The organism is Micromonospora sp. DT15 (assembly GCF_049841475.1).
GTDB lineage: Bacteria > Actinomycetota > Actinomycetes > Mycobacteriales > Micromonosporaceae > Micromonospora.
The window spans coordinates 1-25,475 of the sequence record NZ_JBNCKJ010000003.1 but is presented as its reverse complement, the minus strand read 5'-3'; the positions used below and the strand labels follow the sequence as shown (position 1 = coordinate 25,475).

Here is a 25,475-nt window from a genome sequence, read left to right as displayed (position 1 = left end):
GCCCGACCCACGCCGTAGATGAAGCAGTCACACTTTCTCCGGCGGCACCCGGCCGACGGAGAAGCCGAGATGGGCCCCTCCGGACGCGTCGATCACCTGGCCGCTCACCCAACGGCCCGCCGGAGAGGCAAGGAAGGCGACCACGTCCGCGACATCCTCCGGTTCTCCAACACGGCGCAGGGGCGACAGCCCGGTCACGGCCTCGCGGAGTGCCGGCTGGGCGTCGAACCACGCCGCGTTGACCTCGGTGGCGGTGGTCCCAGGCATCACCGCGTTCACCGTGATACCCCTGGCACCAAGTTCCTGCGCCAACGTGAGGCTGAACGTGTTGATTGCCCCCTTCGTCATGGCGTATACAAGCGTGTCGGGTATCGCTATCCGGGTGGCGACGGACGAGACATTGACGATCCGGCCGCCGTCCCGCAGCCGGTCTACTCCACGCTGAACCACGAAGAACGGCGCCTTGACGTTGATCGCGAACAGTTCGTCGAAATCGTCCGACCGTGCGGTGGCCAGAGTCGGCGTGGCCCCTCCGATCGCCGCGTTGTTCACCAGCACGTCAACTCCGGGCCGTACGCCACGCTCGGCCAACCCGGCGTCCACGGCGGCCCAGAGTCGATCGGCGTCACCCACGACGCCGAGCTGTGCGCCGACCGCGAACGCCGCGCCACCCGCCTCGATGATCTGAGCAACGGTTTCCTCGGCACCAGACTTGTTCGTGCCGTAGTGCACGGCGACCAGCGAACCGTCCGAGGCGAGGCGCTTGGCGATCGCGCGACCGATGCCCCGGCTCGCGCCGGTGACGAGGCTGGTGGTGCCATCTATTGTTGGCCGCATGACACCCTGGACCGTCGCTCGGGAGGGCACAGTGGACCCGGCCGGGCACGCGGAAATCGCGGCCACCCTCCGGGCAGCGTTCCCGACCTACCCGGGCGCTTTCGAGGGGCGGCGGAGCTAGGCGCGTCGCCTGGCTGGCGCCGAGCTCACGGTCGGCGACCTGGGAGACCCCGCTTCCCTGGAGCGAGTCATGCGTGACGTCGATGCCGTGTTCAGCATGCAAGCCCTGGCCTACGAGCCCGAAACCCTCAAAGCTGAGGTACGGCAGGGCATGCTCGTCGCCGACGTCGCCCTGGATGCCGGAGTCGCGCACCTGGTCTACAGCTCGGTCGGTGGTGCCGAGCGGCACACCGGAATTGAGCACTTCGAGAGCAAAGCGGCAATCGAGTCCTACATCCGCGCTCTGGGGTTGCCCGCGACCATCCTGCGGCCGGTGTTCTTCATGGACAACCTGCTGCACTACACCGACGCCACAGGCCAAAGGGAAATGGAGCTCCCTGTGCTCCCCGACCGGCCGATGCAGCTGATCGCCACCGATGACATCGGCCGCATCGCCGCGTACGTCATCGACCACCGGGATGACTACCTGGGTGTGGAACTTGAGATCGCCGGCGACGAGCTGACTTTCTCCGAGGTGGCCGCAATCTACGAGAAGGTCACCGGAGTGCCAACGCGCCTCGTCGCCCTGCCGGTCGAGGGCAGGATGTTCGAGTGGTTCGCTGAAAGCGGCTACCAGGCTGACCTCACCACACTGCGCGACCTCTTCCCTGACTTGCTCACCTTTCAGCACTGGCTGGGCAGGCAGGTCCGCTAGGCAGTGTCTCGAAGTCATAGCCATTCGTTGATCGCGGTGCCGCCTGACCCTCCTCGCCCGCGAGGCCAACCGTTGGACGGTTGGCCTCGCAGCCAGCTCATCGTGTAGCACCGTGAGACCTGGTGCCTGTGCCCTCTCCAGCCGCCGCGATCCGCGCGACACGGTCCGGTTGCAGTGCCGCAGATCGTCCTGGCGGGTCCGCCTGCATGGCGGATAGAGGGCTTTCAGGCGAGACGGTCAGCCTTGGCGCCACTTCTGGTTGGCGGTGCCGGCGCAGTCCCAGATGATCAGGCGGGCACCGTCGTTGCCGTTCCAGCCGTCGATGTCGACGCACTTGTTGGCCTGCGGGTTCACCAGGTCACCGGCCGCCGACAGGACAAACTGCTGGGCACCTGTGCCGTTGCACGACCAGAGCTGAACGACGGCCCCGCTGGCGGTGGACCCGCCGGCGACGTCCATGCACTTGTTGTTCGCCGACCGCAGCGCCCCGCCACTGAACGTCCACGCCTGAGCGGCGGTGCCGTTGCATCCCCAGGTCTGTAGCGGCACTCCATCGGAGAAGTTCGACGACGGCACGTCGATGCATTTGTTGTTCCAGTTGCTGATCAGGCGGCTACTCCCCCCGCCGCCGGTGGTGACCAGACTGAGTCCATAGGTGCTGAGAATCTCGTTGACTGGCTGAAACCACATCGTGGCACCGGAACTGCAGTTTCCGGATCCTCCCGACGTCACACCCTGCGCCTGGTTACCCGAGATCCACGAGCCGCCGGAGTCTCCGGGCTCGGCACAGGCGTTGCTGCGGCTCAGGCCGGAAACGGCGCCCTGGGCATAGTTGATCGTCTCGTTGCGGCCCAGAATCGTGCCACAGCGCCAGCCGGTCGTGCGGCCTGATCGGCACACCGAGCTGCCGATCGCTGCGTCCTGCGAACCGGCCACGGTCACGTTGCCGCCGGAGTAGTTGTTGACCCACGGCTGGGGTGACCACGAACTGTTGGTACGGATCCACGAGTAGTCGTTGCCGGGGAATGATGATCCGGCGAAGCTGCCCTGGGCGACGTTGTTGTAGCCGAGGGTGGGGCTGCCGACGCCGCCACAGTGTCCGGCGCTGACGAAGCCGCCGACGACCGCGAAGCCGACCGAGCAGAGGGTGTTGCCGTTGATGACGTACTGGTCGCCACCGCGCACGTCGTACAGGGGGCGGGGTGCTTCCGGGGTCTCGACCACGGCGATGGCGTCGTCGTCGACGCCGCTCGCCCGGGCGAACGACCTGGCGGCCGATTCGCCTCCGGCCTCCACCCGTACGACGACCTGGTTGGTCAGGACGTCGACGTACCAGCCGTAGACGCTTCTGCCGGCCTTGGCGCCGTGCCGGTCGAACGCCGCCAGCATGGCGTCGAGCTGCTTCTCGTTGCGGGAGACGAGGCTGGCGTCCGCGCCCTGCGCACGTGCGACGGCGATGGCGGAGGCGTCGGTGACCGCGACGGTCAGACGATCGCCGCCCTCCGGGATCCAAGCGCCGGCGAACGACGCGCCAAGCCGCTCACGCAGCCGCCGTTCGACCGCGGGCGCGACGGCCTCGACCCGTACCCGCTTGAGGATCTGGGCGTCGGTGAGGTGCAGATCCCGGCGCATGGCGGCGGCCATCGCGGGATCCATGTCCAGGGTGGGCGACGCGGTCGGCGCGGCCGGAGCCGGCCCCGGGTCGGCGAAGCCGACGGTGGGCGTGAGGCTGAGCGTGGCGAGCACCACGGCGGCGATGCCGAGCATCCTCGGTAGAGATCGCATGACAATTCCTTCCAGCTCTCGGTCGCGCGAGGCCTGCGGACCGACGGTGGCGGAGGAGGCATGGAACAGGCGGAGAGCGCTCTCTCGCGAGTTGAGTGTGGTTAAAACATCTAAGCTTGTCAATCAGTTGTCGCTGCGGCAGCGCCCGGGCAGCCTTCCAGACCGGCTACAACGCCTTCCGGCGCTGCCTGCCGCGTATGGATCGCGGTCAGCTCCAGCCCTGCGGATGTTCGAGCACCCGGGATGGCCAGGCACTGCCGACCAGCGCAGCGTCTGCGCCAGGTCGGCTGCGGGCACTGCCGATCCGTACCGAACGACTGGTCCTGCGCGCGTATCGGCCCGACGACGTGGACGCCCTGCTCGCGTATTACAGCGACCCGCTCGTCGCCCGGTACATCCCGTGGGAGCCGTGGTCGCGGGAGTTCGCCGACAAGATCGTTACCCGGCGGCTCGGCAGCACCGCGATCACCGGACCGGAAGCCCGCTTCGCGGTCCTGGCGGAGCATCCGGGCAAGGTCGTCGGCGACGTGATCCTCTGGCCAGCCGACGACACGCTCTCGCGCGGCGAGATGGGATGGGCCTTTCACCCGGCAGTCGCCGGTCATGGGTTCGCCACCGAGGCGGTCCGCGCGGTCATCGGTGTGGCGTTCGCGCATTACGGGATGCACCGCGTCATCGCCCGCGTCGACGGGCGCAACACGGCATCGGCGCGGCTCTGCGAGCGGGTGGGCATGACCCGGGAGGCACATCTGCGCCGCGACGAGTGGGCGAAGGGCGAATGGACCGACACCCTGATCTATGGACTGCTCAGCGATGAATGGCTGACTTCCACGGAGCAAGCCTGATCACAGGGCCGGCAATCTACGGATGCGACTGGCCGGTGACAGCAACGGCGCGATCGACCACGAGGTCAGTCACCCCGTCGCCGGGCGTGACCCACACGGGAGCACCAGGCGGCGCCGATCCCGTCCCACAACCGAACCCCGTCGCCGAGCAACACCGTTGGCTGGTGCAGCTGCAGCTCGTCGAGCAGCCGTGCGGCGATGTCTTGCTGGACGATGCTGGCGCCAGCAGACAGGAAGACATCACGGCCCTCGGCCACGTCACTGGCTCGCTTGACGGCGGCATCAGGGCATGGCGCTTGACCCGCCCCGGCCTGACGCCGTGTCGATCACCTCGTCCAGAACCTCCCGCGCGCGGATCAGGTCGGTGATCATTCGATCGACGCGGGCCCGTTCTGTCGTGAGGTCCGCGACAAGCTGCGGAGTGGCGAATTCGGACGGACCGCCGTCCGTGTCCCGCATGCAGGGCAGCAGATGCGTGATCTTCGTGCTGTTGAGCCCGGCGGCGAAGAGTTCCTGGATGCGGATGACCCGGTCGACTGCACCTTCGGAATAGTCACGATGACCGCCGGGGGTGCGGTCGGCCATCAGCAGTCCCTGTTGCTCGTAATAGCGCAGCGACCGCTCGCTCACACCGGTGCGCTTGGCCAGTTCCCCGATTCGCATTCCTCCACCTCACCCGACTGGCGACTTGCAACTGACACTGATGTCAAGTTTTACCGTACCGACATGTCGAGCACAAATGGCGATCCGTCTTTTCAACCAGCCAGCCCACTCGAGCGCTCTACGCCTGCCCACTCGCCCCCCGGTGAGGCGTACGAGGACAGATTCCGGTTCTCCGAGCGCCACGGTTTACCAGGGCGGCGCACTCGCCTCCGCAGGCTCTCCCGGTGTGCCGCCTTCGCTGCCGTTGATCATTAGTAAGTATGAGGATTGAGGATTCGGACCATGGCCACCCGCAGTTCGCTGTCTGTCGATCCCCGTGCCGAGACCACGGGCCAGAGGCTGCCGATGGGGGCGCTGCTGGCGCTGGCCACGGCCGTCTTCATCACCAGCCTGACCGAGACACTGCCCGCAGGTCTGCTTCCCGCGATGCGCGCCGACCTCACGGTCAGCGAGTCGGCGATGGGGCAGTCGGTCACGGTCTACGCGATCGGGACCGCGTTAACGGCGATACCCTTGACCGCAGCCACCGCGAGGTGGCGACGCAAGCCCTTGTTGTTGACGGCAATGGCGGGTTTTGCCCTTGCCAACACGGTTACCGCAGTCTCGACGTTCTATCCGCTGACCATGATGGCCCGATTCGTCGCCGGGGTAGCCGCAGGCCTCGCCTGGGCGATGCTGCCCGGGTACGCCCGCCGCATGGCCCCTGTTCACCTTCAAGGCAGGGCCATCGCGATCGCCATGGCGGGCATTCCGATCGCACTGTCCCTTGGCGTGCCTGCGGGAACTTTCCTCGGAGAGGCGCTCAGCTGGCAAGCCGCTTTCTTGGTCATGACCCTGCTAACCGTCGTTCTACTCGCATGGATTACCGCGACAGTCCCGGATCATCCGGGACAGCGGCCGGAAAGCCGAACGCCGACACTGAGGACGCTCAGCGTCCCCGGCGTGGCACCGGTCCTGCTCGTCACTCTGATCTTCGTGCTGGCACACACCATCCTCTACACCTACATCGCCACCTTCCTCGACAGGGTCGGCTTGGGTGACTCCACCGGCCTCGTATTGCTGGTCTTCGGCGTCACCTGCCTACTGAGCATCTGGATCGTGGGCGCCCACATCCACCGGAGACTGCGTGTCCTCACCATCGCCAGCGCCCTCTTGATCGCCGTGGCAGCCGCCGTGCTGGCGGTGCGGGCCGACAGCCCCGCGCTGGTCTACGCCGCGGTGGTGCTCTGGGGCCTCGGCTGGGGTGGCGCTCCGACTCTTCTGCAGACCGCCGTCGGCGACGCGGGTGGCGAGTCGGCGGACGCCGCACAAGCCATGCTTGTCACACTCTGGAACGCTGCCATGGCCGGCGGCGCAGCCGCCGGCGGACTCCTCTTCAATCTCCTAGGTCCCCGGTCCTTCCCCTGGAGCGCCCTGGTGCTCCTGATGCCGGCACTGGTGGTGGTGATCACCGCCCGGGCACACGGGTTTCCAACCAGACGCGCGGCTGTGGCCACCGACCGCCGTTCTACTCCGCCGACTGGCAACACGCCGATCAGTACCAGGGCTTCTGATCGGTGATTCACTACTGCCCGTAGTGCCGAGGCGCGCCGCAGAACTGTGCCAGATGCAGGCCGTCATCGACGCGGCGGAGTCAACGGTGCTGTCAGTCGCCGGTCCGAACCCTCTGGGCGCTGGCTTTTCACCGCAAGCACCGCCTTCGACCTGTTGCTGGTTCCGCCGGGCGTGAGATACGCCCGGCGGAACCGCAGGTGTTTATCCGAGTGTGAAGCGGAAGAAGCGGGGGCGGTAGATGCCGGGGTCGCGGTAGTGGTCAGCGTCGGGCGAGACGCGGGTGTCCATGCTGTTGACGTTGTAGGAGGCGATGAACGTGTCGCCGGAACTGAACGCCGGGTGCACGTGGGCGTTGTACGAGATGACGTTCGGGTTCCAGTAGCTGCCGTATGGTCCGGGTTCGGGCATTCGGTAGACCGGGGTCTTCTGGGTGAAGGGACCGTAGGGTGAGCAGGACGTCCAGGCGTTGATCTGGCCGCTGAACGCCTGGGTGCTGTCCTGGCTGAGCAGCAGGAACTGTCCGCCCCAGGGGGTGACGCTGTATTCGTTGGCGATGCCGGTCAGCAGGTTGCGGGAGTTCTGCTCACGCATCGTCCAGCCCCACGGTGTGTGGTACTGCCAGGTGCCCGTGGCGAGGTCGCTGCCGTAGACGCGGGCGATGCGCATCTGCTTGTTGATCGGCGAGTCGTCCACGCCGTAGACGTAGGTGTAGCCGTCGCCGCTGCGGCTGGCCGGCAGCAGCCCCGAGCCCCAGGCGACCCCGCTGGCAGAGGGCAACTCCCGGACGCTGACCGGGGTCCGCAGGTTGGACAGGGCGAAGTTGGCGACGACGTTGCGGTTGAACCGCCAGTCCCAGGCGCCGGAGCCGAAGCGCTCGTACTCCTGGTATACCACCTGGAGTTGCCCGCCAGAGAGGTGACCGTCACCGACCCAGTACCACTTACCTGGTCCGGAGGGCGGCATCAACGCTCGCGGAGACCCGGCGGTGCCGCCCTGGTAGGTGGTCAGGGTCCCGCCGCTCTGCACCACGAAAGTGTTGTTCACCAGCGGTGCACTGACCGGTCGGGTGCCGTCGCCGTTGAGCGGTCCCATCCAGGTGTCGGAGAACAGCCAGACGATCTGACCGTCGGGCAGCTTCACCGAGTACGTGGAGTCACCGCCGGTCCAGCCGTCGCGCGTGCTGGCGGCGTACCTGTTGAAGGTGCCCTCCGGCTCGACGGTGGTCTCCACGCTGCGCACCGACAGCGGGCGCAGCACGCAGGAGCGGCCGGTGAGTGGCAGCACGCTTTCCACGTGGGTGGAGAACGTCCTCGGGGTGCTGTCCGCGTCGGCGGAGTGGATGTCCAGTTCGGTCCAGGTGCTCACCAGGGTAGCGACCATGGGAAAGGCGAAGGTGGGCACCGTGATCAGGCCACCGGCGTCGGGGTAGAGCACGGTCTGGATGCTCGGGTACTTCGCCAGCGTGCCGGTGCTGCCGGTCGGTGACCAGATGATGACCGCGGAGCTGCGGTTGGTGTCCTTGCTCGTATCGATCAGCAGCGTCGAGCAGTACCCACAGGCCGGGTCACCGGAGTTCTTCACCGCCCGGAAGTCGTGATAGACGGCGCCACCCTTACGCAGGATGTCCTGATACTCCACACGCGTACCAGCGGGCGTCGAGTGACTCTTGCGAGCCGGTCTCGCTCCGCCGAGGACGTCACTGCTCGTCCCGCTCAGGGCGCTGACGTTGACGCGCCACAGTCTCGTGTCAGCGTCGGTGTAGCCGTAGCTGCGCCACGCGTCCACCGTCGGGGCGGGGGCGGCGTTCGCCTTGGCCAGCCGATAGTTGGCGATGTGGTAGCCCAGCAGCATGTCCTTGAAGTTCAGGCCATAGCCCTGCGCGGCGTGCCGGATCGCCTCGATCGGCAGATGGTCGTGGTCCCGGATGCTTTCCCAGGTCCGCCGCACGAAGACCGGGTCGATCTGCTCGGTGAGATAGGTGGGCAGCAGGAACGCCCCGTATTGCGGGCCGCCACCCAGGCCACCCCACGAGTTGAGCGCTGAGCCCGGCATGCTGAGCACGTCGTAGACGTTGCGCGCATACAGCTCTTCCTCGCCGGGGATGGGCAGGTACGGCTCTCGGACGTAGGTCTGGTGGGCGGCCCACTCCGCGGTGGCCTCCATCCACCAGTTCATCGAACCGAACTCCTTGCTGCCAACATAATTGAAGACGAAGTCGACGGCTATGTCAGACTTGTCCCAGTACTGGTACTGCATGACGTGGAACAGCTCATGCCGGGGCAGGTAGTCCCAGTCGGTCTGCCCGTTCGGCACCAGGATGGTGGCCTGCTGATTGAGCCCGAACGGCAACACGAAAGGCGCGTCGATCGGGATGCCGAGCCCGCCGACGACAGGGATCTCGTCGACGCCGTAGACCAACACCCACGGCTTGCCGTCGCGCACCGGCAGCGGGTAACCCATCTCGCGATACTCGTCGACAGCGATCGCGAGCGAATTCAGTAGGTGCTGGACGGCCTTGGCCCGGCCGTTCGAATGGTAGTCCGCCGGAATGCCCGGTCGGCCTGCTCCGGCGATGTTGAACAGGATGAGGAACTCGCCGGCGGATGCCCGGCAGCGGTAGGTGACACCGAGATAGTCGAACGGGTCGGCGGCGCAGTCGTCGTAGCCGGCCCCCGCAGGGGCGGCAGCCGGCGCGGCGACGTCCGGCGCGATCATCCTCGCCGCCTCGGGCTCAACGCTCGCCGCCAGCATCGAGAGGTACGTCAGGTACCGCTGCGGGTCGCGGATGGCATCGGCCTGCCGTAGGTGGGCGGGTACCGCCCGGGGTGAGCGAAGCGCGGTGAGTCCGTAGCGCACTGCGTCGTCGCGGGAGAGCTTGCCCTGGTGGTACGACGAGAGGATCCGTTCGTTCGGTCCGAAGTCGGGCGGAGTGACTGCCTTGTGCGGCGCGATGCTGGGCGGGGCCTCCTCGAACGGCTTGGGCCTCGGGACCGGTGGGGTGATCGGGTCCGGCTCGGGGGTGTGCGGCGCTGGAGCGGTGCCGATGGCACGGCTGGCGGCTCGCGCGGTGTCTGGGTCGGGTGCCGCCTGCGCAGCGCCGCTGGTAGACACTGCCCCGGCCAGAACTACCGTCGCTATGACCAGAGCCAGGGTCTTCCTCATCTACCGCTCCTAGCTTGGAGGTTGTTGGACATATCAAGTTGCACGTGCGGATCGAGGGAGCCTTGGCAGGACACTGTGGACCGTCTCGATCCGATATGGGCCGATCCTCCACCCTTGGGTCGCCGGCAGATCACGAGCCCGCTCTCCGACGGCGTGTTCGGAGTTGCCGGCTACATCGCGACGATGCTGATGCCGATCATTCGTGCGCCGGTCTCGGTACGCGGGCGGTGCGTGCTGCCCGGAGCAAACACCACGTAGCTGCCCGGGCCCAGACGGTGGCCTCGATCGATGAACTCACCCGACACCACGTAGTAGCGTTCCTCGCCCTCGTGCACGTCCACCTCTGGCCACTCCGTGCCCGGGGCGAAGTCGTACATCCAGCCACGGGCCCGCTCGGTCGCCGGCAGGCGCCGCCGGATGATGCCGGGCACGACCTCGACGGGTTCCACCTCGTCGACCTGCAGGATCTGCACATCATCGGATGCATTGGTCATGCAGTCATGATCGTCGTGTTCGCGCCGCACCGGCTAGTGTCTGCAATGACGTTGACAGGTACATTCCTGCCATGATCATTCATCGGGTGGTCGCCCTGGTTCTGCCGCCGCAGTCCACCTTCGAACTCGCCTGTGTCGCTGAGGTGTTCGGCGTACGGCGCCCCGGTCTACCAGTCAATTACCGGTTCGACGTGTGTGCCGAGCAGCCGGGCATGGTGCCCACCCTTGCTGGTTACGACATGGCGGTCACCAGCGGGCTGCACGCGCTCAAGACCGCGGACACTGTGGTGATTCCGGGGTGGCAACGCAGGGAGCAGCCCGCGCCGGCCGCCGTGATCGATGCGCTGCGGCGCGCTCACCGGCGCGGTGCCCGGATCGTCGCCATCTGCTCCGGCGCTTTCCTGCTCGCCCACGCCGGCCTGCTCGATCAGCGCAGGGCGACGACTCACTGGCGGATGGCGGCCGAGTTCGCCGCCCGATTTCCAGGCGTGCAGGTCGAAGCCGACAGTCTGTACATCGACCTCGGCGACGTCGCGACAAGCGCGGGGACCGCGGCCGGCATCGACCTGTGCCTGCACCTGGTTCGCAATGACCACGGCGCCGCTCACGCCAACCAGATCGCCCGGCACATGGTCATGCCGCCACATCGCGAGGGCGGGCAACTGCAGTACGCGGCAGCATCCCGGACCGCGCACACTCCGGTGTCCCTGGGCCCAGTGCTCGACTGGGCCACGGAGAGATTGCAGGATCCGCTGACCGTCAACGACCTCGCCAACCAGGCCAGAATGTCCCCGCGTACGTTCGCCCGAAGATTCACCGCGCAACTGGGTGTCAGCCCAGGACAGTGGCTGCTCCAGCAACGGATCACGGCTGCACGAGCGCTGTTGGAGGAGACCGATCTGCCGGTCGAGACAATCGCGACCAGAGTCGGCCTGTCCACGGCCACCAACCTGCGCCGCCGTTTCCGCACCACGGTGAACACCACGCCAGCCGCCTACCGCCGCTCCTTCGGCCGCGGCGAGAGCACGTAGACCGCAGGCCACCACACCTGACCCAAGCTGCCCGTTCGGCACGTGGAGAGCGGGGGACCCTCGCGCCCGTGGCCCGGTCCGGCACCGCGATTTCGCAGGCCCTGGCGTATCAGACCGCCTCGCCATCCGAAGCGGCGTGCTTACGGCGGTCGTAGTGGCGCGCCACTCGCACCCGGTTCCCGCAGGAGTTGCCGCACCATTCGCGGTTGGGCCGGTCACGGAGGAACAGCAGTACGCATCCGGGCGCCGCACACGTACCCAGGTGGCCGGCGGCGACGAGGGCGACAGCGTCGGCGGCAACCTCGGCGATGACACCGGTCATGGCCGCTGCTCCGTGTCGCGTCGTCAGTCGTGGCCCCCTATCGGCAAAGGCGAGCTCCTGCCAGCGCGGCGCCAGTCGGGCGGCGGCGTTGAGGCTCCCGACGTCCACTGCGGCGGGAATCTGATTGGCCGAGACGGCACCAGCTATGGCACGAATGGCCGTTCGGATGCCTCGGGCGGCGGCCAGCTCGGCGGGACCTACGGCGCTCAGCGCCTCGGTGTCGACCGGCACGGCGCACAGGAAGCTGACGCGGCCAAGCCAAGCGGCGAGATCCGCAGGTGTCTGAAGCTCGTCACAGACCTCCCCCCGACGACTGCGGACGGTATTGGCGAGCTCGATCGCAAGACGCACGAACTAATGATACCTGCCCCTTGTGGCCATTAGCTCACCCTGTTAGCTTCTAACGGCCGCTGGTGAGACGACCATTAGGAAGGCTGCGAATGACCGATCAGAGCATCATCACGGGCCACGTCGGGTTGAACGTCACCGACCTCGACCGCTCGCTCGACTTCTACAGTCAGGCGCTCGACGTTGAGGTCATCGGCCGCTCAGATGTCGACGGCAGGCGCTACGGCTTCCTCGGCCGCCACGACCTGCTCATGATCACACTCTGGCAGCAGAGTGGCGCGCCGTTCGCGGCTGACCGGGCCGGCCTGCACCACCTCTCGTTCCAGGTCGCCGACGTCCCGGCCCTGAACGAGGTCGAGCGCCGACTGCGCGGGCTGGGTGCCGACATCCGCGACGACAACGGTGTGCCGGGTGAGCTGGCCGCCGCCGGGCAGTTGTTCTGCTACGACCCTGACGGCATCCGCCTTGAGGTGTACGCCTTCCAGCGTCCGCCCCGGCCGGCGACCGCCACCGGCGACGGCCCGCCGTGCGGCTTCTTCTAGGGGTACGGCATGAAAGTCCACTCAGGCGAGGTGTACGTCCAACGCAGGTCCGGCTACACACGCGACGGGCTCGGCTCGGCCAGCATCGGCGTGCGCCTTCCGGAGATCGCGCGCCAGTTCCTCACCCGCCAGCGCATGGTGGTGATCGGCGGACACGACAAGGCCGGAGCGTTATGGGCGAGCCCGTTGTATGGACCACCCGGCTTCCTGCGTGCCAGCGGCGAGCGCGGTGTGATCGCGGAGGCCGCGCCCGCCGCGGGCGACCCACTGGAAGCGGCGTTCGCCACCCCGGCTCCTCTCGGTGCACTCGCCATCGAGCCGGCCACCCGCCACCGCATGCGCATCAACGGCACAGGTCACATCCAGGGGGATCGGCTCATCATCACGGCCGACCAGATCTTTGCGAACTGCCCGAGGCACATCACCCGCCGGGAGGCCCACGGTGACGTCACCACAGGTACCTTTGCGGCCCCCAGCGACCGGCTTTCCGACGAGCAACTACGCGTCGTGGCCGGTGCCGACACGTTTTTCATAGCCACCGGCGCCGAAGGCCATGGAGCGGATGTCTCCCACCGCGGCGGCAGCCCCGGGTTTGTCGTCGGCCGCAGCGCCACCACGCTGTCCTGGCCGGAATACCGCGGCAACGCCATGTACATGACCCTCGGCAATATCCACGTACAGCCGCGTTGCGGCCTGCTGTTCATCGACTGGACCGGCTCCCGACCTGCCCTACAGGTGACGGGCAGTGCCTCCATTGACTGGAACCCCGGCCGGCTGGCAGATCACCCGGGCGCAGAGCGCATGGTCGACATCGTCATCGACAGTGTCGTCGAGACGCCGGGACACGCGCTGATGTGGCGTTCGCTGTGAGGTGGCCCGCACACCTTCCACCCCGGACCGGGATGCCGGGCCGATCGGCGACCGATGCATCGGATGAGCCGACACCACGTACGCCCAGCAGCAGCGGTCAGTTCGCTGCCGCCCCGGTGGGCGGCCCGGTCGGGACCTTCAGAACAGCGAGAAAGGCGTCTACCGCGGGGGTTCGACCCAGGCGGCTCCAGACGAGGTACTCGACACGGGCCGGCGCGTCGGCCACCTCAACGGTGCTCACGCCGCTGAGCCGTGGCACGTAGGCGGAGGGGAGCATGGCGACGCCCAGACCCGCGGCGACGAGCTCAGCCATCAGGTCAGCGGCGGTCACCTCGAACGCGACGTCGCGGACAAGGTTGGCGGCTGCGAACGCCTGATCGGTCTGGGCCCGCCCCGCGCTCCCGGCCGGAAAGTCGACGAAGACCTCGGCAGCGAGCCGCTGAAGGTCGACTGCCGGTTCGCACGCGAGCGGATGATCGGGGGCGATCACGGCGACGAGCCGGTCCCGGGCGAGTTCGTGAACGTCAACGCCCTTCGGTGGAACCCCTCCCGGCAGTCCCACGAACGCGATGTCGATGACGCCCTGCTTGATGTGCCCCACGAGTTCGTCACTTCCGCCGACACGGAGTCTTACGCGCACGTGTGGGTACCGCTCCCGGAACGCGCGGAGCGTGGTCGGAATGTCGACGGCCGCAACCGTGGGGATCAGACCCACAGTCACTCGTCCCCGCACCTCCCCCACCGCCGCCGCGACCTCTGCGGCCGCGCGCTCGGCGGCGTCCAGGCACTGGCGGGCGGCAGGGAGGAACGCCAGACCCGCCGGGGTCAGCCGCACCCGGCGGCTGGTCCGCTCGAAAAGCCTCGCACCGAGCTCACGTTCCAGGCGCGCAATTTGGTGACTCAACGCGGACTGGACGACCAGGCACCGTTCGGCCGCCCGGGTGAAACTGCTCGTCTCGGCGACGGCCAGAACGTAGCGCAGCTGATGGAACTCCATTGATCCATCTTTCCTGTCGATCGATCAGATGACAAACATGTGTTGGAGTCATCGATAAGCACGTGACCAGAATTTCAACATGACAAGTTCCGGAGCGGACAGGCTCCTCCGCGGAGCTGGCGGCGGCACGTTGCCCAGCAACCTGCCGCGCACTGCCCTGACCGCGCTCGCCCCGCTGGCCTGGGGCACCACCTACGTCGTCACCACCGAGCTTCTTCCGCCCAACCACCCGCTGTTCGCGGGACTCCTGCGCGCGTTGCCCGCCGGCCTGCTGGCGCTGGCGGTCACCCGCACACTGCCCAAAGGTGCCTGGTGGGGAAAAGCCGGCGCGCTCGGCGTACTGAACATCGGACTCTTCTTCCCGCTACTCTTCGTCGCGGCCGAGCGGCTGCCGGGGGGCGTCGCGGCGACCCTGGGCGCGGTGCAGCCACTCATCGTCGCCGTCATGGCCACGGCGGTCCTACAGGAGCGACTCTCCGTCTGGCGTACCGTCTGGGGCGCGACCGGGGTGTTGGGCGTCGGCCTCGTGGTGATCGGGCCAGATGCCGCACTCGACCTGGTGGGGATCGTGGCCGGCCTCGTCGGCGCGGCCACGATGGCGCTCGGGGTGACGCTAACCAGGCGGTGGGGACGTCCCGCCGGGGTGAGCCCGATGGCCTTCGCCGGCTGGCAGCTCAGCGCGGGCGGTCTCTTCCTGACGCCCGTCACCTTCCTCGTCGAAGGGCCGCCACCAGTGATCGATCCGCCCGCCATACTCGGCTACCTCTGGCTGGGCCTGGTCGGCGGCCTGGCCGCGTACGTCCTGTGGTTCCGCGGCGTCACCACGCTGCCCGTGACCGCCGTCGCGGTTCTCGGTCTACTCTCGCCCCTGGTCGCCGCGCTGCTCGGCGCCATCCTGCTCGATCAGACGCTCGGCCCCATCCAGCTTTGCGGGCTCGGGCTCTCGCTCGCCGCAATCGTCGCGGGACAGCTCCCCACTCCAGCCGGCCCACCCCAAAGAGGCGTGGAGGCAGCGACATAGCGCATCTGCCGCGTTGCTCGTCACCGTCGCCATCCGTCGGACGAGCACTGCGACGGTTTCCGAGGACGAGGTGGCCACCGCCGGGTGACCCGATGACGGCAGAAGGGCGAGCCCACCCTGACCCGCGGAGCTGCCGCCCGGCAGAGGGAACCGGGCGGCAGCCGCGTGGTGTCAGTGCGATGCCACCACGCGTGCGTTCATCGTCGCGGCCGCGACGATCGCGGCCACCAGGAAGACCGCTCCGCCGAGCAGCAGCCCGTCGACGTACCCGCTGGTCAGTGCGTCCGGGAGGGCGGTGCCCGAGGGCTGGGCAGCGGTCACTGCGGCGGCCACGCCGCTGAGCAGCGCAAGGCCGAGTGCGCCGCCGATCTGTTGACTGGTGTTGACCACACCAGAGGCGATGCCGGTGTCCTGCGGAGCCACCCCGTTGATCGCGACCACTGTGGTGGCCACGAAGGTAAGTCCCAGTCCGAAGCCGGCGACCAGCTGAGCTGGCAGCAGCGCGGTAAGGGCGTTCGACGTCGGGCTGAGCACCCCGAACCAGCCCATGCCGATGGCCGCCAGCACCAGGCCGCCCACCGTCAGGGCGCGGGCCGTCAGCCGGGACAGCAGCTGGGGACCGACGCCGCCAGCCGCTACCGCGATGCCGACGGTGAACGGCAGGTAGGCCAGGCCGGTCCGCATCGGGGGGTAGCCCTTGACCACCTGCATATAGAGAGTGAGGAAATAGAACAGGGCGAACATGCCGCCGCCTACCAGGAACATGGTGACGTACGCGCCGGTCCGTGCCCGGTCGCTGAGGATCCGGCCGGGCAGCATGGGCGCCGCTGCGGAGCGCTGGACGAGGACGAACGCGGTCAGCAGGACCGCGGCAGCGATTAGAAAGCCCAGCGTGACGGTATCGCGCCAGCCGTGCAGGGCCGCGTGGTTGATGGCGAACACCAGTGCGGCGAGCCCGGCGGTGGCGGTGGCGGCACCGGAGAGGTCCGCCCGACCGCGCTCGCGCTCTCCTCGTGGCAGCACCGATGTGCCGAGCAGCACGAGCACGGCGATGGGCACGTTGACGAACAGGACCCACCGCCAGCTGACGTACTGGGTGAGGGCGCCGCCGAGCAGGAGGCCGACCACCGAGCCCAGGCCGCCCATCGCCCCGTAGACACCCAGCGCCTTGTTCCGTGCCGGCCCGGCCGGGAACGTCGTGGCCAGCAGCGACAGCGCGGTCGGCGCCGCGATGGCGGCGCCGACGCCCTGCACCACCCGGGCGGCGATGAGGACGGTGCCGGACCAGGCGAAGCCACCCAGCAGTGAGGCGACCGTGAACAGGACCAGACCGATCCGGAAGACCCGCCGTCGACCGAACAGGTCACCGGCTCGGCCACCGGCTAGCAGGAGACCGCCGAAGGCGAGCGCATACGCGGTGATCACCCAGTTGAGGTCGGCGGTGGCCATCCCCAGTGCCCGCTGGATGCTCGGCAGGGCAACGTTTGTAATGGTGTTGTCCAGTACGAGCATCAGCTGGGCGGCCGCGATGACCAGCAGTGCGAGGCCGAGTCGTGGTGGTGGGCCCGTTTCCGGCTCCACCGCCAGCGAGGCCTTCGATTCTTCGTAGACAGGCATTGATTTTCTCCAGAGTCGGCGTTTGCGGATCAGCGAATGCGGGGGTTCCAGGGGCGGAGGTCGAGGTATTCGGCCCGCCACTCGGTGGCGTACGCCCTCTTGATTGCCTCCGGCATGCGGCCGAGGATGGCGGCGACGGTCTCCGGCGATGCCCCTTGGAGCAGCCAGGGCAGGTAACGCGCGGAGTCCGCGCCGACACGGTTCCGGTGGTCCTGACCGAACGCCGCCCACTCCCCCGGAGTGAGCACCGACTCGACGAGGTGCAGGCCCTCGTCCTCCTCGTGCCGCAGGTGCCCGGCGACGCTCAGATAGAGGGCGTCGACCACGTCGCCGAGGCGCTGCGGCCCGGACTCCCGATCGGCGATGGCGGCGTCCACGGCGTCGAGCAGCGGATCGATTGCCACGTGTTCCGCCTCCATGGCATCGAGCAGTGCCCTGTCCGGCTGGTCGGCCAGCCGGGTCTCCATCGGGCCCCAGACAGCGACGTCCTCGGAGGTGTGGTGCACCCGGAGGAACGACTTGAACATCTCCCAGCCGACCGCCGCATGCAGGATCTGCCGTGGATCGTCATTGGTGGTGGCGGAGACCCGGGCCAGCTGGGCCAGGTCTCGGCGCAGGGCGTCGTGCACCGCGAACATCATGGTCATGTCGAGGGTGTGGGTGGCCTCGCTCATGGTTCGTCACCTCACGATCAGTTCATTCATTGGTTGACCAAACGTTTGGACGACCAACGGTATCAAATCGTAGGTGTCACCAACAGACTGGTAGGATGGGTCCGTGGATCCATCCGTCCAGGACGAGACGCCGGCCCGACTCAGCGGCCTCACCAGCTGGTTGATGACGCAGACCGCCGCTCACGCGGGGCGGCTGGTCGCGGACGGGTTCGCCCGGGCCGGCGCGCGGGGTTACCACTACCGGGTACTGGCCTCGCTGGACGAGTTTGGTCCGGCCAGCCAGGCCGCACTGGGGCGGCGAAGCGGCATCCACGTCAGCGACATCGTGGCGACGATCAACGAGCTGGCGCAGACCGGGCTGGTGGAGCGCATGCCTGACCAGGCCGACCGGCGGCGCAACGTCATCACCGTCACGCCGGCCGGCCGCCAGCGGCTGCACTGGCTCGACGAGCAGATCCTCGACATCCAGAACGATCTGCTTGCGCCACTGTCCGAAAACGAGCGCGCGGAGCTGCGGCGGCTGCTCGGTCGACTGCTGAGCCACCACCGAGCTGAAGCCAAGCAGGAGCCCTGAGCGCAACCCATCGGTCCGGGCGGTCCTCGGACGGCGCGAGCCCACACCGCCGTTCTGCCGCGAGCTAACCCGCTTGTCTTGTTGGGGCCCGCTGCGGAGGATCGGTGGATGGATCTCCTGACCGCGGAACGGCAACTTCAAGCCGCCCAGCGCGCCGCTGACGTCGAGTCCCTCGACGCGCTACTGCACCCGCAGGTCGTGGGTGCCGGACCGGACGGCACGGTCTTTACGAAGGAAGACGACCTGGCCGGCTACCGCTCCGGTGCACTGCGGATCACCAGCCTGGTGGAGGAGTCACTCGACATCCAGGAAGACGGCCAGACCGGGGTGACACGCATGGTCGCTGCGGTGGATGCCGTTCAGAGCGGTGCCGCTGTGTCCGCGCGGTTGCGCTACACCCGACTCTGGGTGCGTGAGGACGACAACTGGCGGGTGTTGGCCGCCACCTTCGTTCCGGTCCAGTGAGGACGACCGGGCGCTGGGCGCACGCCGGATGGCACGCGCCCAGCCCCAGTCAACGTCAGAACGGCGGCGGCCAGCTCGTCCTCAACGGAGGCCGCCGTGATGGTCTTGCGGCAGAGGGCTGGATGACGCTGCGGTCCGTGGCATGGCGTCCCGGGTGCCGAGAGACCGCCGTCAGGGCTTTGTCAGCAGTTCGAACAAGCTCGAGAACCCCTGAGCGCCGAAGCCGTCGGCGATCCGGCGGTTCATCAGGTCCCTGACCTCTCGCATCCGCACGGCTTCCACGCCAATGGACTCCCGATGGCTGATCATGTCGTGCATCAGGGCGGCCTGGACGTTGAGCGGGCCGAGATCCGGCGGGTGTTCGCCGGCCTTGACCGCGTTGCCGATCGAGGTCAACAGCGGGGGCAGCGCGGCGACGGAGCTGGCAGCGCGCGATGATGATCTCGCCTGGCCTGTACCGAGACGGCCGCCGGCCCTACAGCATCTCCAGTGGTTGTGGGCCGGTAGGTGACGGGAATGCCATGTCGAGTGCCGTGATGTCCTCCTCGGTCAGGTGCAGGTCGCGCGCTTCCGCGTTCTCCCGGGTGTGTTCCGGGTTGGACGATCGAGGAATGGCCGCAACCATGTCCTGCCTCAGCACCCAGGCCAGCGCGACCTGAGCGGGCGTCGCCCCGTGCCGCGCGGCGACCTGCGCGACCTGGTCGTGGCCGAGTAGTCTGCCCTGTTCGATCGGGGAGTACGCCATCACCGGAATCCGGTGTTCACGTAGCCACGGCAGCAGGTCGTACTCGGGGCCGCGGCGGGTGAGGTTGTACAGGATCTGGTTGGTCGCGCAGTCGTCCCCGCCGGCCTCGAGCAGCTCGGTCATGTCGGAGAGGTCGAAGTTGCTCACGCCCCACTGTCCGATGTCGCCGGCGTCGACAAGTTCGGCGAACGCCTCGATCGTCTCCGCGAGTGGATGGTTGCCGCGCCAGTGCAGCAGATAGAGGTCGATGTGGTCGACGCCGAGTCGTTGCAGGCTACGGCGGCAGGCCTGCACGGCCCCCTGGCGGCTGGCGTTGGACGGCAGCACCTTGTCGACCAGGAACACATCGTCGCGTCGTCCGACAATGGCCTCGCCGACAAGCTCCTCGGAGGCGCCATCGCCGTACATCTCCGCAGTGTCGATCAAGGTCATGCCCAGGTCGAGGCCGGCGTGCAGGGCTGCCAGCTCATCCCGTCGCTTTGCGGGACGCTCACCCAGGTACCACGTGCCCTGGCCGAGCACGGGCATGGTCTGGCCCGACGGCAGTTGGATCGAAGCGGTAGGGAGTGTCATGTCGGCCTTTCCGAGGCCTCGGCGCCAGTGGGGTCAGTGCGCGTTACCCGCATCGACAGGAAGCAGTCTCCGTAGGGCGACCTTTCCTCCGCAGACCTGCCTGATCGGCGAGCAGGCCCATCCGTCCGCCCGTAGGAGCCTTCGATGACCTGTTTCCCGGTTCTGACACCGGGAAGGCGACCGCGAGCGAACGATGCGCTGCCGACGGGGCGGCGCCGCGAAGGGAAGGCCGCCACAATGGCGCAGAGCCAGCAGCCACTGACCGGCAAACGAATCGCTTGTCTCGCCGCGGACGGGGTGGAGGACGTGGAGTACACCCAGTCCCGAGCCGCCGCAGAGCAGGCCGGCGCCGAGGTCCACCTGATCTCACTGGATTCCGGTGAGATCCAGTCGATGAACCAGGACATCAACCCTGCCAACCACTACCGGGTGGACTGGACTGTCAACGAGGCCAGCGCGGCCGACTACGACGCCCTGCTGCTGCCGGGCGGGACGGTCAACCCCGACCGGCTTCGGATGAACCCACAGGCGATGGACTTCGTTCGGGCGTTCTTCCAGCAACAGAAGCCGGTGGCGGCGATCTGCCACGGCCCGTGGTCGTTGGTCGAGACCGGCATGGTCAACGGCCGGACCGTCACCTCGTTCCCCAGTCTGCGGACCGACATCCGCAACGCGGGCGGGAACTGGGTGGACCAACAGGTACAGGTCGACAACGGCCTGGTCACCAGCCGCAACCCCGGTGACCTTTCGGCCTTCTGCGCCAAGATGGTCGAGGTGTTCGCTCAGGGCGAGAACGTCCGCCAGACGGCGACGGCTTGACGCGACGGGGCTCAGGATCCGGCGCATCGGGGCGGGCCTGGGCCCCCACAGCGGTGGCATCCCTGACGCCGCGCTGAGCAGCGGAACAGGGAGCACCTCCATACCGCGACCGATGCGCGGATTGAGGTGATTTCCGAGGGGTATGCGGGCCTCTATGGGTTGCGTACCGGACTTCCACGAGCCGGAATGGCTCGGCCGGGGTGCGACCGGATACGGAGGCGACCCGTGACTCAACTAGCAACCCGAGAGGCCGCTCAGGCCAGGCAGGAAGACCTACAACGGCGAGGGCGCCGGCTCGGCTGGATGAGTCTCGGTCTGGGGATGGCACAGCTGGCGGCACCGGACACGGTGCGCCGAATCAGCGGGGTGGACGACTCCTCGACCTCCCGGACCATGGTGCCGCTGGTCGGGGCGCGGGAGCTGGTCCATGCGGCCGGGCTCCTGACGAGCCGGCGCAAGGGCATCTGGGCGTGGACCCGGGTCGTGGGCGACGCGATGGACCTCGCCTCTCTCGGGGTGGCCATCGCCCACCGAAGCGGGCACCGCCGCCGTCGCCTCGTCGGTGTCACTGGCGCCATCGTCGGGATCACGGTGGTGGACCTGCTGACCGCCGTCCAGGCCACCCGCGCCACGAGGATCGGTTCGGCGGTGCCGGTACGAGGCCCACGCGAAGGAGGATCCATGGAGCTGACAGCCACGACAACCATCCGCAAACCCCCGCCCACGGTCTACGCGTTCTGGCGTGACCTGGACAACCTCCCCACGTTCATGGCACACCTCGAGACGATCCGCGCCACCGGCGACCGTACGAGCCACTGGTCCGCCAGCGCGCCCTTCGGCAAGAATGTCGAGTGGGACGCGGAGATCACCGACGAGAACCCCGGCGAGATGATCGCGTGGCGGTCCACCGGGAACGCCGACGTGCCGAACGCCGGCACGGTCCGGTTCGTTCCCGCCCCGGATGGGGTCAGCACCGAGGTGCATGTCGTCATGTCGTACGACATCCCGGGCGGCCCGGTCGGCAAGGTGGTTGCCAGGTACTTCGGTGAGGAACCGCACCAGCAGCTGGACGACGACCTGCGCCGGCTCAAGCAGGTGCTGGAGACCGGCCAGGTGGTTCGATCCGAGGGGGCCCCGTGGGGCAAGCGGGCCCGCAAGGAGTTCCCGCAGCGTCCGGCGCAACCGCTGTCGGACTCCGAGCTCGCGAAGGGGGCAGACGCGTGAGGGCGAACACCTGGGCGGGCCGCAACAAGGTCAAGGTCCGTGACGTACCGGACCCGAAGATCCTCAACGACCGCGACGCCATCGTACGGATCACCTCCACCGCGATCTGCGGCTCGGACCTGCACCTGCTCGACGGGTATGTGCCCACGATGCAGGACGGCGACGTCATGGGTCACGAGTTCATGGGTGAGGTGGTGGAGGTCGGCCGGGGCGTCGACCCAGGTCGGCTGCGCCTCGGGGACCGGGTCGTGGTGCCGTTCCCGATCGCCTGCGGAGCGTGCGGTGCCTGCGCCGCCGAGCTGTACTCCTGCTGCGAGAACTCCAACCCCAACGCCGGGATCGCGGAGAAGATGTTCGGCCACCCGGTTGCCGGGATCTTCGGCTATTCGCATCTGACCGGTGGCTTCGCCGGCGGTCAGGCGCAGTACGCGAGGGTTCCGTTCGCCGACGTCGGTCCGCTGAAGATCGAGGCCGACCTCACCGACGAGCAGGTGCTGTTCCTCTCCGACATCCTGCCCACCGGCTACATGGGCGCCGAGATGTGCGACATCCAGCCCACCGATGTGGTGGCGGTGTGGGGCGCCGGCCCGGTCGGGCAGTTCGCGATGGACAGCGCCCGGGCGCTCGGCGCCGCGAAGGTCATCGCCATCGACAAAGAGCCGTACCGGCTGCAGATGGCCGAACGGGCGGGCCACACGCCGGTGAACTTCGAGGACGTGGACGTGCGGTCCCGGCTGCTGGAACTGACCGGTGGGCGGGGGCCGGACAAGTGCATCGACGCGGTCGGCATGGAAGCCAGCCACGGTGCCGCGCACGTGCACGCCTACGACCGGATCAAGCAGGCAGTCCGATCGGAGACCGAGCGCCCGCACGCGCTACGGCAGGCGATCCTGTCCTGCCGCAGCGGCGGCATCGTGTCGGTGATCGGCGTGTACGGCGGCTTCCTCGACAAGTTCCCGGCCGGGGCGTGGATGAATCGGGCGCTGACCCTGCGTACCGGTCAATGCCACGTGCAGCGCTACATGAAACCGCTGTTGCAGCGCATCGAACGTGGGGAGATCGACCCGACCCGGGTCATCACCCACACCCTGCCACTCGACCAGGCGGAACGCGGCTTCGAGATATTCAAGAACAAGCAGGACAACTGCGAGAAGGTCGTCCTCAAACCCTGACCACCACCCGCATCCGGCCACCGCGGCACGCCCGGTGGCCGGATGCGGCGTCTGTCCGCGGCCGCCGACCTTCTGCGGACGGCCGCACTCGCACCCCCGGCTCTCCATCTGTTTGCCATGGACGAGCCTGGGTAGGCGCAGTCGGTGAGCGGGCCAGACGCAGACCTAGGCACCCGGTCAGACACCAGCCGCGCGGTGGCGTTCAGCGACGCCATCTTCGCCATCATCATCACGTTGCTGGTCCTGGACCTGCGGGTGCCGGACGTTCCTCCTGGCCGCCTCCTCTCCGGACTCCTCGAGCAGTGGCCCTCGTACGCCGCTTATCTCGCGTCCTACTCGTATGTGGCCGTCGTCTGGCTCAACCACAAGGCGGCGTTCAACCGCATCCAGCAGGTCGATCGCGGCCTGCACTGGATGAACCTGTTCGTGCTGTTCAGCACGGCGTTGCTGCCGTTTCCGACCGCCGTCGTGTCGGACGCGCTTCAGGAGCACAACAACACGGACCAGCGGGTGGCCGTCGCCTTCTACGCGCTGATCGGCGCGTTGCTGTGCGCTACCTGGCTGGCGTTCTACCACTACCTGGCAAAGAACCCGGACCTGCTCAAGGACCAGGCCAGGGGCGGCTTCTTTCCCGTCGAGCGGCTCAGAGCCCTCGTCGGGGTCGTCCTGTACGTCCTCGCGGGGTTGGTCGGCTACCTTGTCGCGCCGTTGATCGGCCTGGCCATCTTCGTCCTTCTGCCCGTCTTCTACGCCATCACCAGCGCTGGCCTGTACCAGTCGCCCGTGACCCGACGTATCACCCACAGTCCTCCGCCCCGACCCTGAGGACGGACGAACCGCCGATTAACCCGGATTGCGGCGGGTACCCGCCGCAATCCGGTTAGAGAGGGGATCCGAGGTGAACTACAACGAGTTCATTCAGTCTGTGGCAGCACGACCCAAGGTTCCGCCCGAAAAGGCCGAACCGATCACCCGCGCCACGCTTGAGACCGTGGCAAAACGGGTCACCGGTGGCCAGGCAAGGGACCTCGCCTCCCAACTCCCCGAGGAGCTACGCGGCCTGGTGTCCAGGCCCACCGAAGATCCGCAACGGTTCGGCCTCACCGAATTCCTCCAACGGGTGCAGTCCCAGGCAAGGGTGGATCACCAGGTGGCCACCGACGGAGCGAGCCGTCTTGGACACCCTCCGTGAGGCTGCCAGCGCGAAGGAGTACGGGGACTTCGTCGACCAATTGCCGCAGGAGTTCTGGCAGTTGACCGGGCCGGGGTCGGGACAGCTTCAGCCCCGCCGGATCGGCACCTAATCCGTTCGGACGTCAGGCGATGCCCAAGGAGTGCGTGATGACCGAACCGGAGAGCCGGGACACGGGCGCACGGGAGTCGCCGGCGCAACCGCGTGAACGCGTTGATGGGCAGCGCGACGCCGAGGAAGGCGCAAAATCCGCCGAGCCGGGCGAGAGCCGCAGTGTCGCCGCCGGGCCGACGGGTGCCAAGCCCGGCGAACACCCCCTCATTCCGGAAAGTGGTGCGCACGGCCTTCCTCAGCCGGCTGGTGGGCGCAGCAGCAAAACAATGTCAGACCCAGACGTCGTCCTCCAGATCCCGCAGGTCAAGGTTGATCAGATCTACGTCGAGGTAGACGATCTGGACACCTCTGTTTCTCTGCGAGCACGGCTGGGCAGCCTGCTCCAACTCGACGTGGGCGTTCAGGCGCGTCTCGGCACGGTGAAGGTCGACATCAAGGGCGTCGAGGCCGAGGCGATGCTTGAGGTTCGGCTCGATGAGCTCCGGGGCATCCTCGACAGCGCCCTCCGCACAATCGAGCGGAACCCCCAGATCGTCGAGTCGCTGGTGAAGACAGTGGACAACGCCGTCAACCAGGTCGGGCAGACGGCGCAGGAGGCGCTGGGACCCGATGGACCGCTGTCGCAGACGCTGCAGCAGGCAACCCAGCAGGTCGGCCAACAACTCGGGCAGGCCACCCAGCAGCTCGGACAGAGCACCCAGCAGCTTGCTCAGAGCAGCGGGACGGTGGCTGGCGGCGGCATGGGGGGTCTCGGCGCCGTGCTGGGCGGATCTCCGGCCCACGCCGCGTGGCAACGGATGAAAAAGATCGTCAACAGCAGCCAGCCACTGAGGCAGATCACGACATGGCTGGCCGGACCGCAGGGGCAACAGCCGCCGAGCTGACTCGACGTCCGCGACGGTGGTGGCAGGACAACGAACCAGGTCACACCAGTTCCGCTGCCCGGGGGGGTGTCCCTATGGGTTTCGTCAAGCGGGGACGGGTGCCTGATCTGTCGGCCGTGGTTGGTAGGGGATCTTGT

General features: G+C 67.9%; 28 protein-coding genes and 1 pseudogene. 17 read left to right on the top strand and 12 right to left on the bottom strand.

Annotation, left to right across the window (positions count from 1 at the left end):
* Positions 1-27: 27 nt before the first annotated feature.
* Positions 28-837 carry an SDR family oxidoreductase gene (locus ACLQ3F_RS07750; RefSeq protein ID WP_425847440.1) on the bottom strand — a complete coding sequence of 270 codons (810 nt, stop codon included), beginning with the start codon at positions 835-837 and terminating at the stop codon, positions 28-30.
* Here ACLQ3F_RS07750 and ACLQ3F_RS07745 point away from each other — a divergent pair.
* Positions 836-958: a hypothetical protein gene (locus ACLQ3F_RS07745; protein WP_425847439.1), complete on the top strand. Its 123-nt coding sequence runs from the start codon at positions 836-838 to the stop codon at positions 956-958. The genes ACLQ3F_RS07750 and ACLQ3F_RS07745 overlap by 2 nt on opposite strands.
* Positions 959-967: 9 nt before the next feature.
* Complete coding sequence (locus ACLQ3F_RS07740) at positions 968-1,651, top strand: NmrA/HSCARG family protein (RefSeq protein ID WP_425848195.1); 684 nt, start codon at positions 968-970, stop codon at positions 1,649-1,651.
* A gap of 237 nt (positions 1,652-1,888) precedes the next feature.
* Here ACLQ3F_RS07740 and ACLQ3F_RS07735 read toward each other — a convergent pair whose 3' ends face one another.
* Complete coding sequence (locus ACLQ3F_RS07735) at positions 1,889-3,436, bottom strand: ricin-type beta-trefoil lectin domain protein (protein WP_425847438.1); 1,548 nt, start codon at positions 3,434-3,436, stop codon at positions 1,889-1,891.
* 197 nt (positions 3,437-3,633) lie between these two features.
* Between ACLQ3F_RS07735 and ACLQ3F_RS07730 the strand changes: the two genes are divergently transcribed.
* Positions 3,634-4,281: a GNAT family N-acetyltransferase gene (locus tag ACLQ3F_RS07730; RefSeq protein WP_425847437.1), complete on the top strand. Its 648-nt coding sequence runs from the start codon at positions 3,634-3,636 to the stop codon at positions 4,279-4,281.
* Between the two features lie 65 nt (positions 4,282-4,346).
* Here ACLQ3F_RS07730 and ACLQ3F_RS07725 read toward each other — a convergent pair whose 3' ends face one another.
* Positions 4,347-4,538, bottom strand: a complete 192-nt coding sequence (locus ACLQ3F_RS07725) for a hypothetical protein (RefSeq protein ID WP_425847436.1) — start codon at positions 4,536-4,538, stop codon at positions 4,347-4,349.
* A 25-nt stretch (positions 4,539-4,563) separates the two neighbouring features.
* Positions 4,564-4,944: a MerR family transcriptional regulator gene (locus ACLQ3F_RS07720; RefSeq protein ID WP_425847435.1), complete on the bottom strand. Its 381-nt coding sequence runs from the start codon at positions 4,942-4,944 to the stop codon at positions 4,564-4,566.
* A gap of 282 nt (positions 4,945-5,226) precedes the next feature.
* Here ACLQ3F_RS07720 and ACLQ3F_RS07715 point away from each other — a divergent pair, with 282 nt between their 5' ends.
* The gene (locus ACLQ3F_RS07715; protein ID WP_425847434.1) at positions 5,227-6,504 is read left to right on the top strand and encodes an MFS transporter; all 1,278 of its coding nucleotides are present in this window, start codon (positions 5,227-5,229) and stop codon (positions 6,502-6,504) included.
* A 195-nt stretch (positions 6,505-6,699) separates the two neighbouring features.
* Here ACLQ3F_RS07715 and ACLQ3F_RS07710 read toward each other — a convergent pair whose 3' ends face one another.
* A complete protein-coding gene (locus tag ACLQ3F_RS07710) occupies positions 6,700-9,660 on the bottom strand; it encodes a hypothetical protein (RefSeq protein WP_425847433.1) in 2,961 nt (986 codons plus the stop codon).
* Positions 9,661-9,830: 170 nt separating this feature from the next.
* A complete protein-coding gene (locus ACLQ3F_RS07705) occupies positions 9,831-10,154 on the bottom strand; it encodes a cupin domain-containing protein (protein WP_425741995.1) in 324 nt (107 codons plus the stop codon).
* A 71-nt stretch (positions 10,155-10,225) separates the two neighbouring features.
* On the opposite strand from ACLQ3F_RS07705, the gene ACLQ3F_RS07700 reads away from it, so the two are divergent.
* Positions 10,226-11,185, top strand: a complete 960-nt coding sequence (locus tag ACLQ3F_RS07700) for a helix-turn-helix domain-containing protein (RefSeq protein ID WP_425847431.1) — start codon at positions 10,226-10,228, stop codon at positions 11,183-11,185.
* Between the two features lie 109 nt (positions 11,186-11,294).
* Here ACLQ3F_RS07700 and ACLQ3F_RS07695 read toward each other — a convergent pair whose 3' ends face one another.
* Positions 11,295-11,858 (bottom strand): CGNR zinc finger domain-containing protein, encoded by a 564-nt coding sequence (locus tag ACLQ3F_RS07695; RefSeq protein ID WP_425847429.1) that lies wholly within the window; start codon positions 11,856-11,858, stop codon positions 11,295-11,297.
* A gap of 89 nt (positions 11,859-11,947) precedes the next feature.
* Here ACLQ3F_RS07695 and ACLQ3F_RS07690 point away from each other — a divergent pair, with 89 nt between their 5' ends.
* A complete protein-coding gene (locus ACLQ3F_RS07690; RefSeq protein WP_425847427.1) occupies positions 11,948-12,397 on the top strand; it encodes a VOC family protein in 450 nt (149 codons plus the stop codon).
* Between the two features lie 9 nt (positions 12,398-12,406).
* Positions 12,407-13,267, top strand: coding sequence for a pyridoxamine 5'-phosphate oxidase family protein (locus ACLQ3F_RS07685; protein WP_425847426.1), 861 nt, complete (start codon positions 12,407-12,409; stop codon positions 13,265-13,267).
* Between the two features lie 97 nt (positions 13,268-13,364).
* Here ACLQ3F_RS07685 and ACLQ3F_RS07680 read toward each other — a convergent pair whose 3' ends face one another.
* Positions 13,365-14,264, bottom strand: a complete 900-nt coding sequence (locus ACLQ3F_RS07680) for a LysR family transcriptional regulator (protein ID WP_425847425.1) — start codon at positions 14,262-14,264, stop codon at positions 13,365-13,367.
* A gap of 79 nt (positions 14,265-14,343) precedes the next feature.
* On the opposite strand from ACLQ3F_RS07680, the gene ACLQ3F_RS07675 reads away from it, so the two are divergent.
* Entirely contained in the window at positions 14,344-15,285 is a 942-nt protein-coding gene (locus ACLQ3F_RS07675; protein ID WP_425847423.1) for an EamA family transporter, read from the top strand.
* 171 nt (positions 15,286-15,456) lie between these two features.
* Here the strand turns inward: ACLQ3F_RS07675 and ACLQ3F_RS07670 are convergent, their stop codons facing one another.
* The gene (locus ACLQ3F_RS07670; RefSeq protein ID WP_425847421.1) at positions 15,457-16,902 is read right to left on the bottom strand and encodes an MFS transporter; all 1,446 of its coding nucleotides are present in this window, start codon (positions 16,900-16,902) and stop codon (positions 15,457-15,459) included.
* Positions 16,903-16,931: 29 nt separating this feature from the next.
* Complete coding sequence (locus ACLQ3F_RS07665; protein WP_425847420.1) at positions 16,932-17,576, bottom strand: hemerythrin domain-containing protein; 645 nt, start codon at positions 17,574-17,576, stop codon at positions 16,932-16,934.
* A gap of 103 nt (positions 17,577-17,679) precedes the next feature.
* On the opposite strand from ACLQ3F_RS07665, the gene ACLQ3F_RS07660 reads away from it, so the two are divergent.
* Positions 17,680-18,150, top strand: a complete 471-nt coding sequence (locus ACLQ3F_RS07660) for a MarR family winged helix-turn-helix transcriptional regulator (protein ID WP_425847419.1) — start codon at positions 17,680-17,682, stop codon at positions 18,148-18,150.
* Positions 18,151-18,258: 108 nt separating this feature from the next.
* Positions 18,259-18,615, top strand: a complete 357-nt coding sequence (locus ACLQ3F_RS07655; protein WP_354878882.1) for a nuclear transport factor 2 family protein — start codon at positions 18,259-18,261, stop codon at positions 18,613-18,615.
* A 171-nt stretch (positions 18,616-18,786) separates the two neighbouring features.
* Here ACLQ3F_RS07655 and ACLQ3F_RS07650 read toward each other — a convergent pair.
* Positions 18,787-19,047: pseudogene (locus ACLQ3F_RS07650) on the bottom strand (hypothetical protein); the annotation flags it as partial.
* Positions 19,048-19,090: 43 nt separating this feature from the next.
* Positions 19,091-19,933: an aldo/keto reductase gene (locus tag ACLQ3F_RS07645; protein WP_425847418.1), complete on the bottom strand. Its 843-nt coding sequence runs from the start codon at positions 19,931-19,933 to the stop codon at positions 19,091-19,093.
* Between the two features lie 237 nt (positions 19,934-20,170).
* Between ACLQ3F_RS07645 and ACLQ3F_RS07640 the strand changes: the two genes are divergently transcribed.
* The 7 genes from ACLQ3F_RS07640 to ACLQ3F_RS07610 all read left to right on the top strand — a co-directional run bounded on the left by ACLQ3F_RS07640 (position 20,171) and on the right by ACLQ3F_RS07610 (position 25,338).
* Complete coding sequence (locus ACLQ3F_RS07640; RefSeq protein WP_425847417.1) at positions 20,171-20,752, top strand: type 1 glutamine amidotransferase domain-containing protein; 582 nt, start codon at positions 20,171-20,173, stop codon at positions 20,750-20,752.
* A gap of 303 nt (positions 20,753-21,055) precedes the next feature.
* Positions 21,056-21,976, top strand: coding sequence for an SRPBCC family protein (locus ACLQ3F_RS07635; protein ID WP_357263966.1), 921 nt, complete (start codon positions 21,056-21,058; stop codon positions 21,974-21,976).
* Entirely contained in the window at positions 21,973-23,148 is a 1,176-nt protein-coding gene (locus ACLQ3F_RS07630; RefSeq protein ID WP_357194234.1) for a zinc-dependent alcohol dehydrogenase, read from the top strand. Before ACLQ3F_RS07635 ends, ACLQ3F_RS07630 begins: the two co-directional genes overlap by 4 nt.
* 195 nt (positions 23,149-23,343) lie before the next feature.
* Positions 23,344-23,973 carry a TMEM175 family protein gene (locus tag ACLQ3F_RS07625; protein ID WP_425847416.1) on the top strand — a complete coding sequence of 210 codons (630 nt, stop codon included), beginning with the start codon at positions 23,344-23,346 and terminating at the stop codon, positions 23,971-23,973.
* Positions 23,974-24,046: 73 nt separating this feature from the next.
* Complete coding sequence (locus tag ACLQ3F_RS07620; protein WP_425847415.1) at positions 24,047-24,340, top strand: DUF2267 domain-containing protein; 294 nt, start codon at positions 24,047-24,049, stop codon at positions 24,338-24,340.
* Positions 24,324-24,452 carry a hypothetical protein gene (locus ACLQ3F_RS07615; RefSeq protein ID WP_425847414.1) on the top strand — a complete coding sequence of 43 codons (129 nt, stop codon included), beginning with the start codon at positions 24,324-24,326 and terminating at the stop codon, positions 24,450-24,452. Before ACLQ3F_RS07620 ends, ACLQ3F_RS07615 begins: the two co-directional genes overlap by 17 nt.
* A 37-nt stretch (positions 24,453-24,489) precedes the next feature.
* A complete protein-coding gene (locus tag ACLQ3F_RS07610) occupies positions 24,490-25,338 on the top strand; it encodes a hypothetical protein (RefSeq protein WP_425847412.1) in 849 nt (282 codons plus the stop codon).
* Positions 25,339-25,475 lie beyond the last annotated feature (137 nt).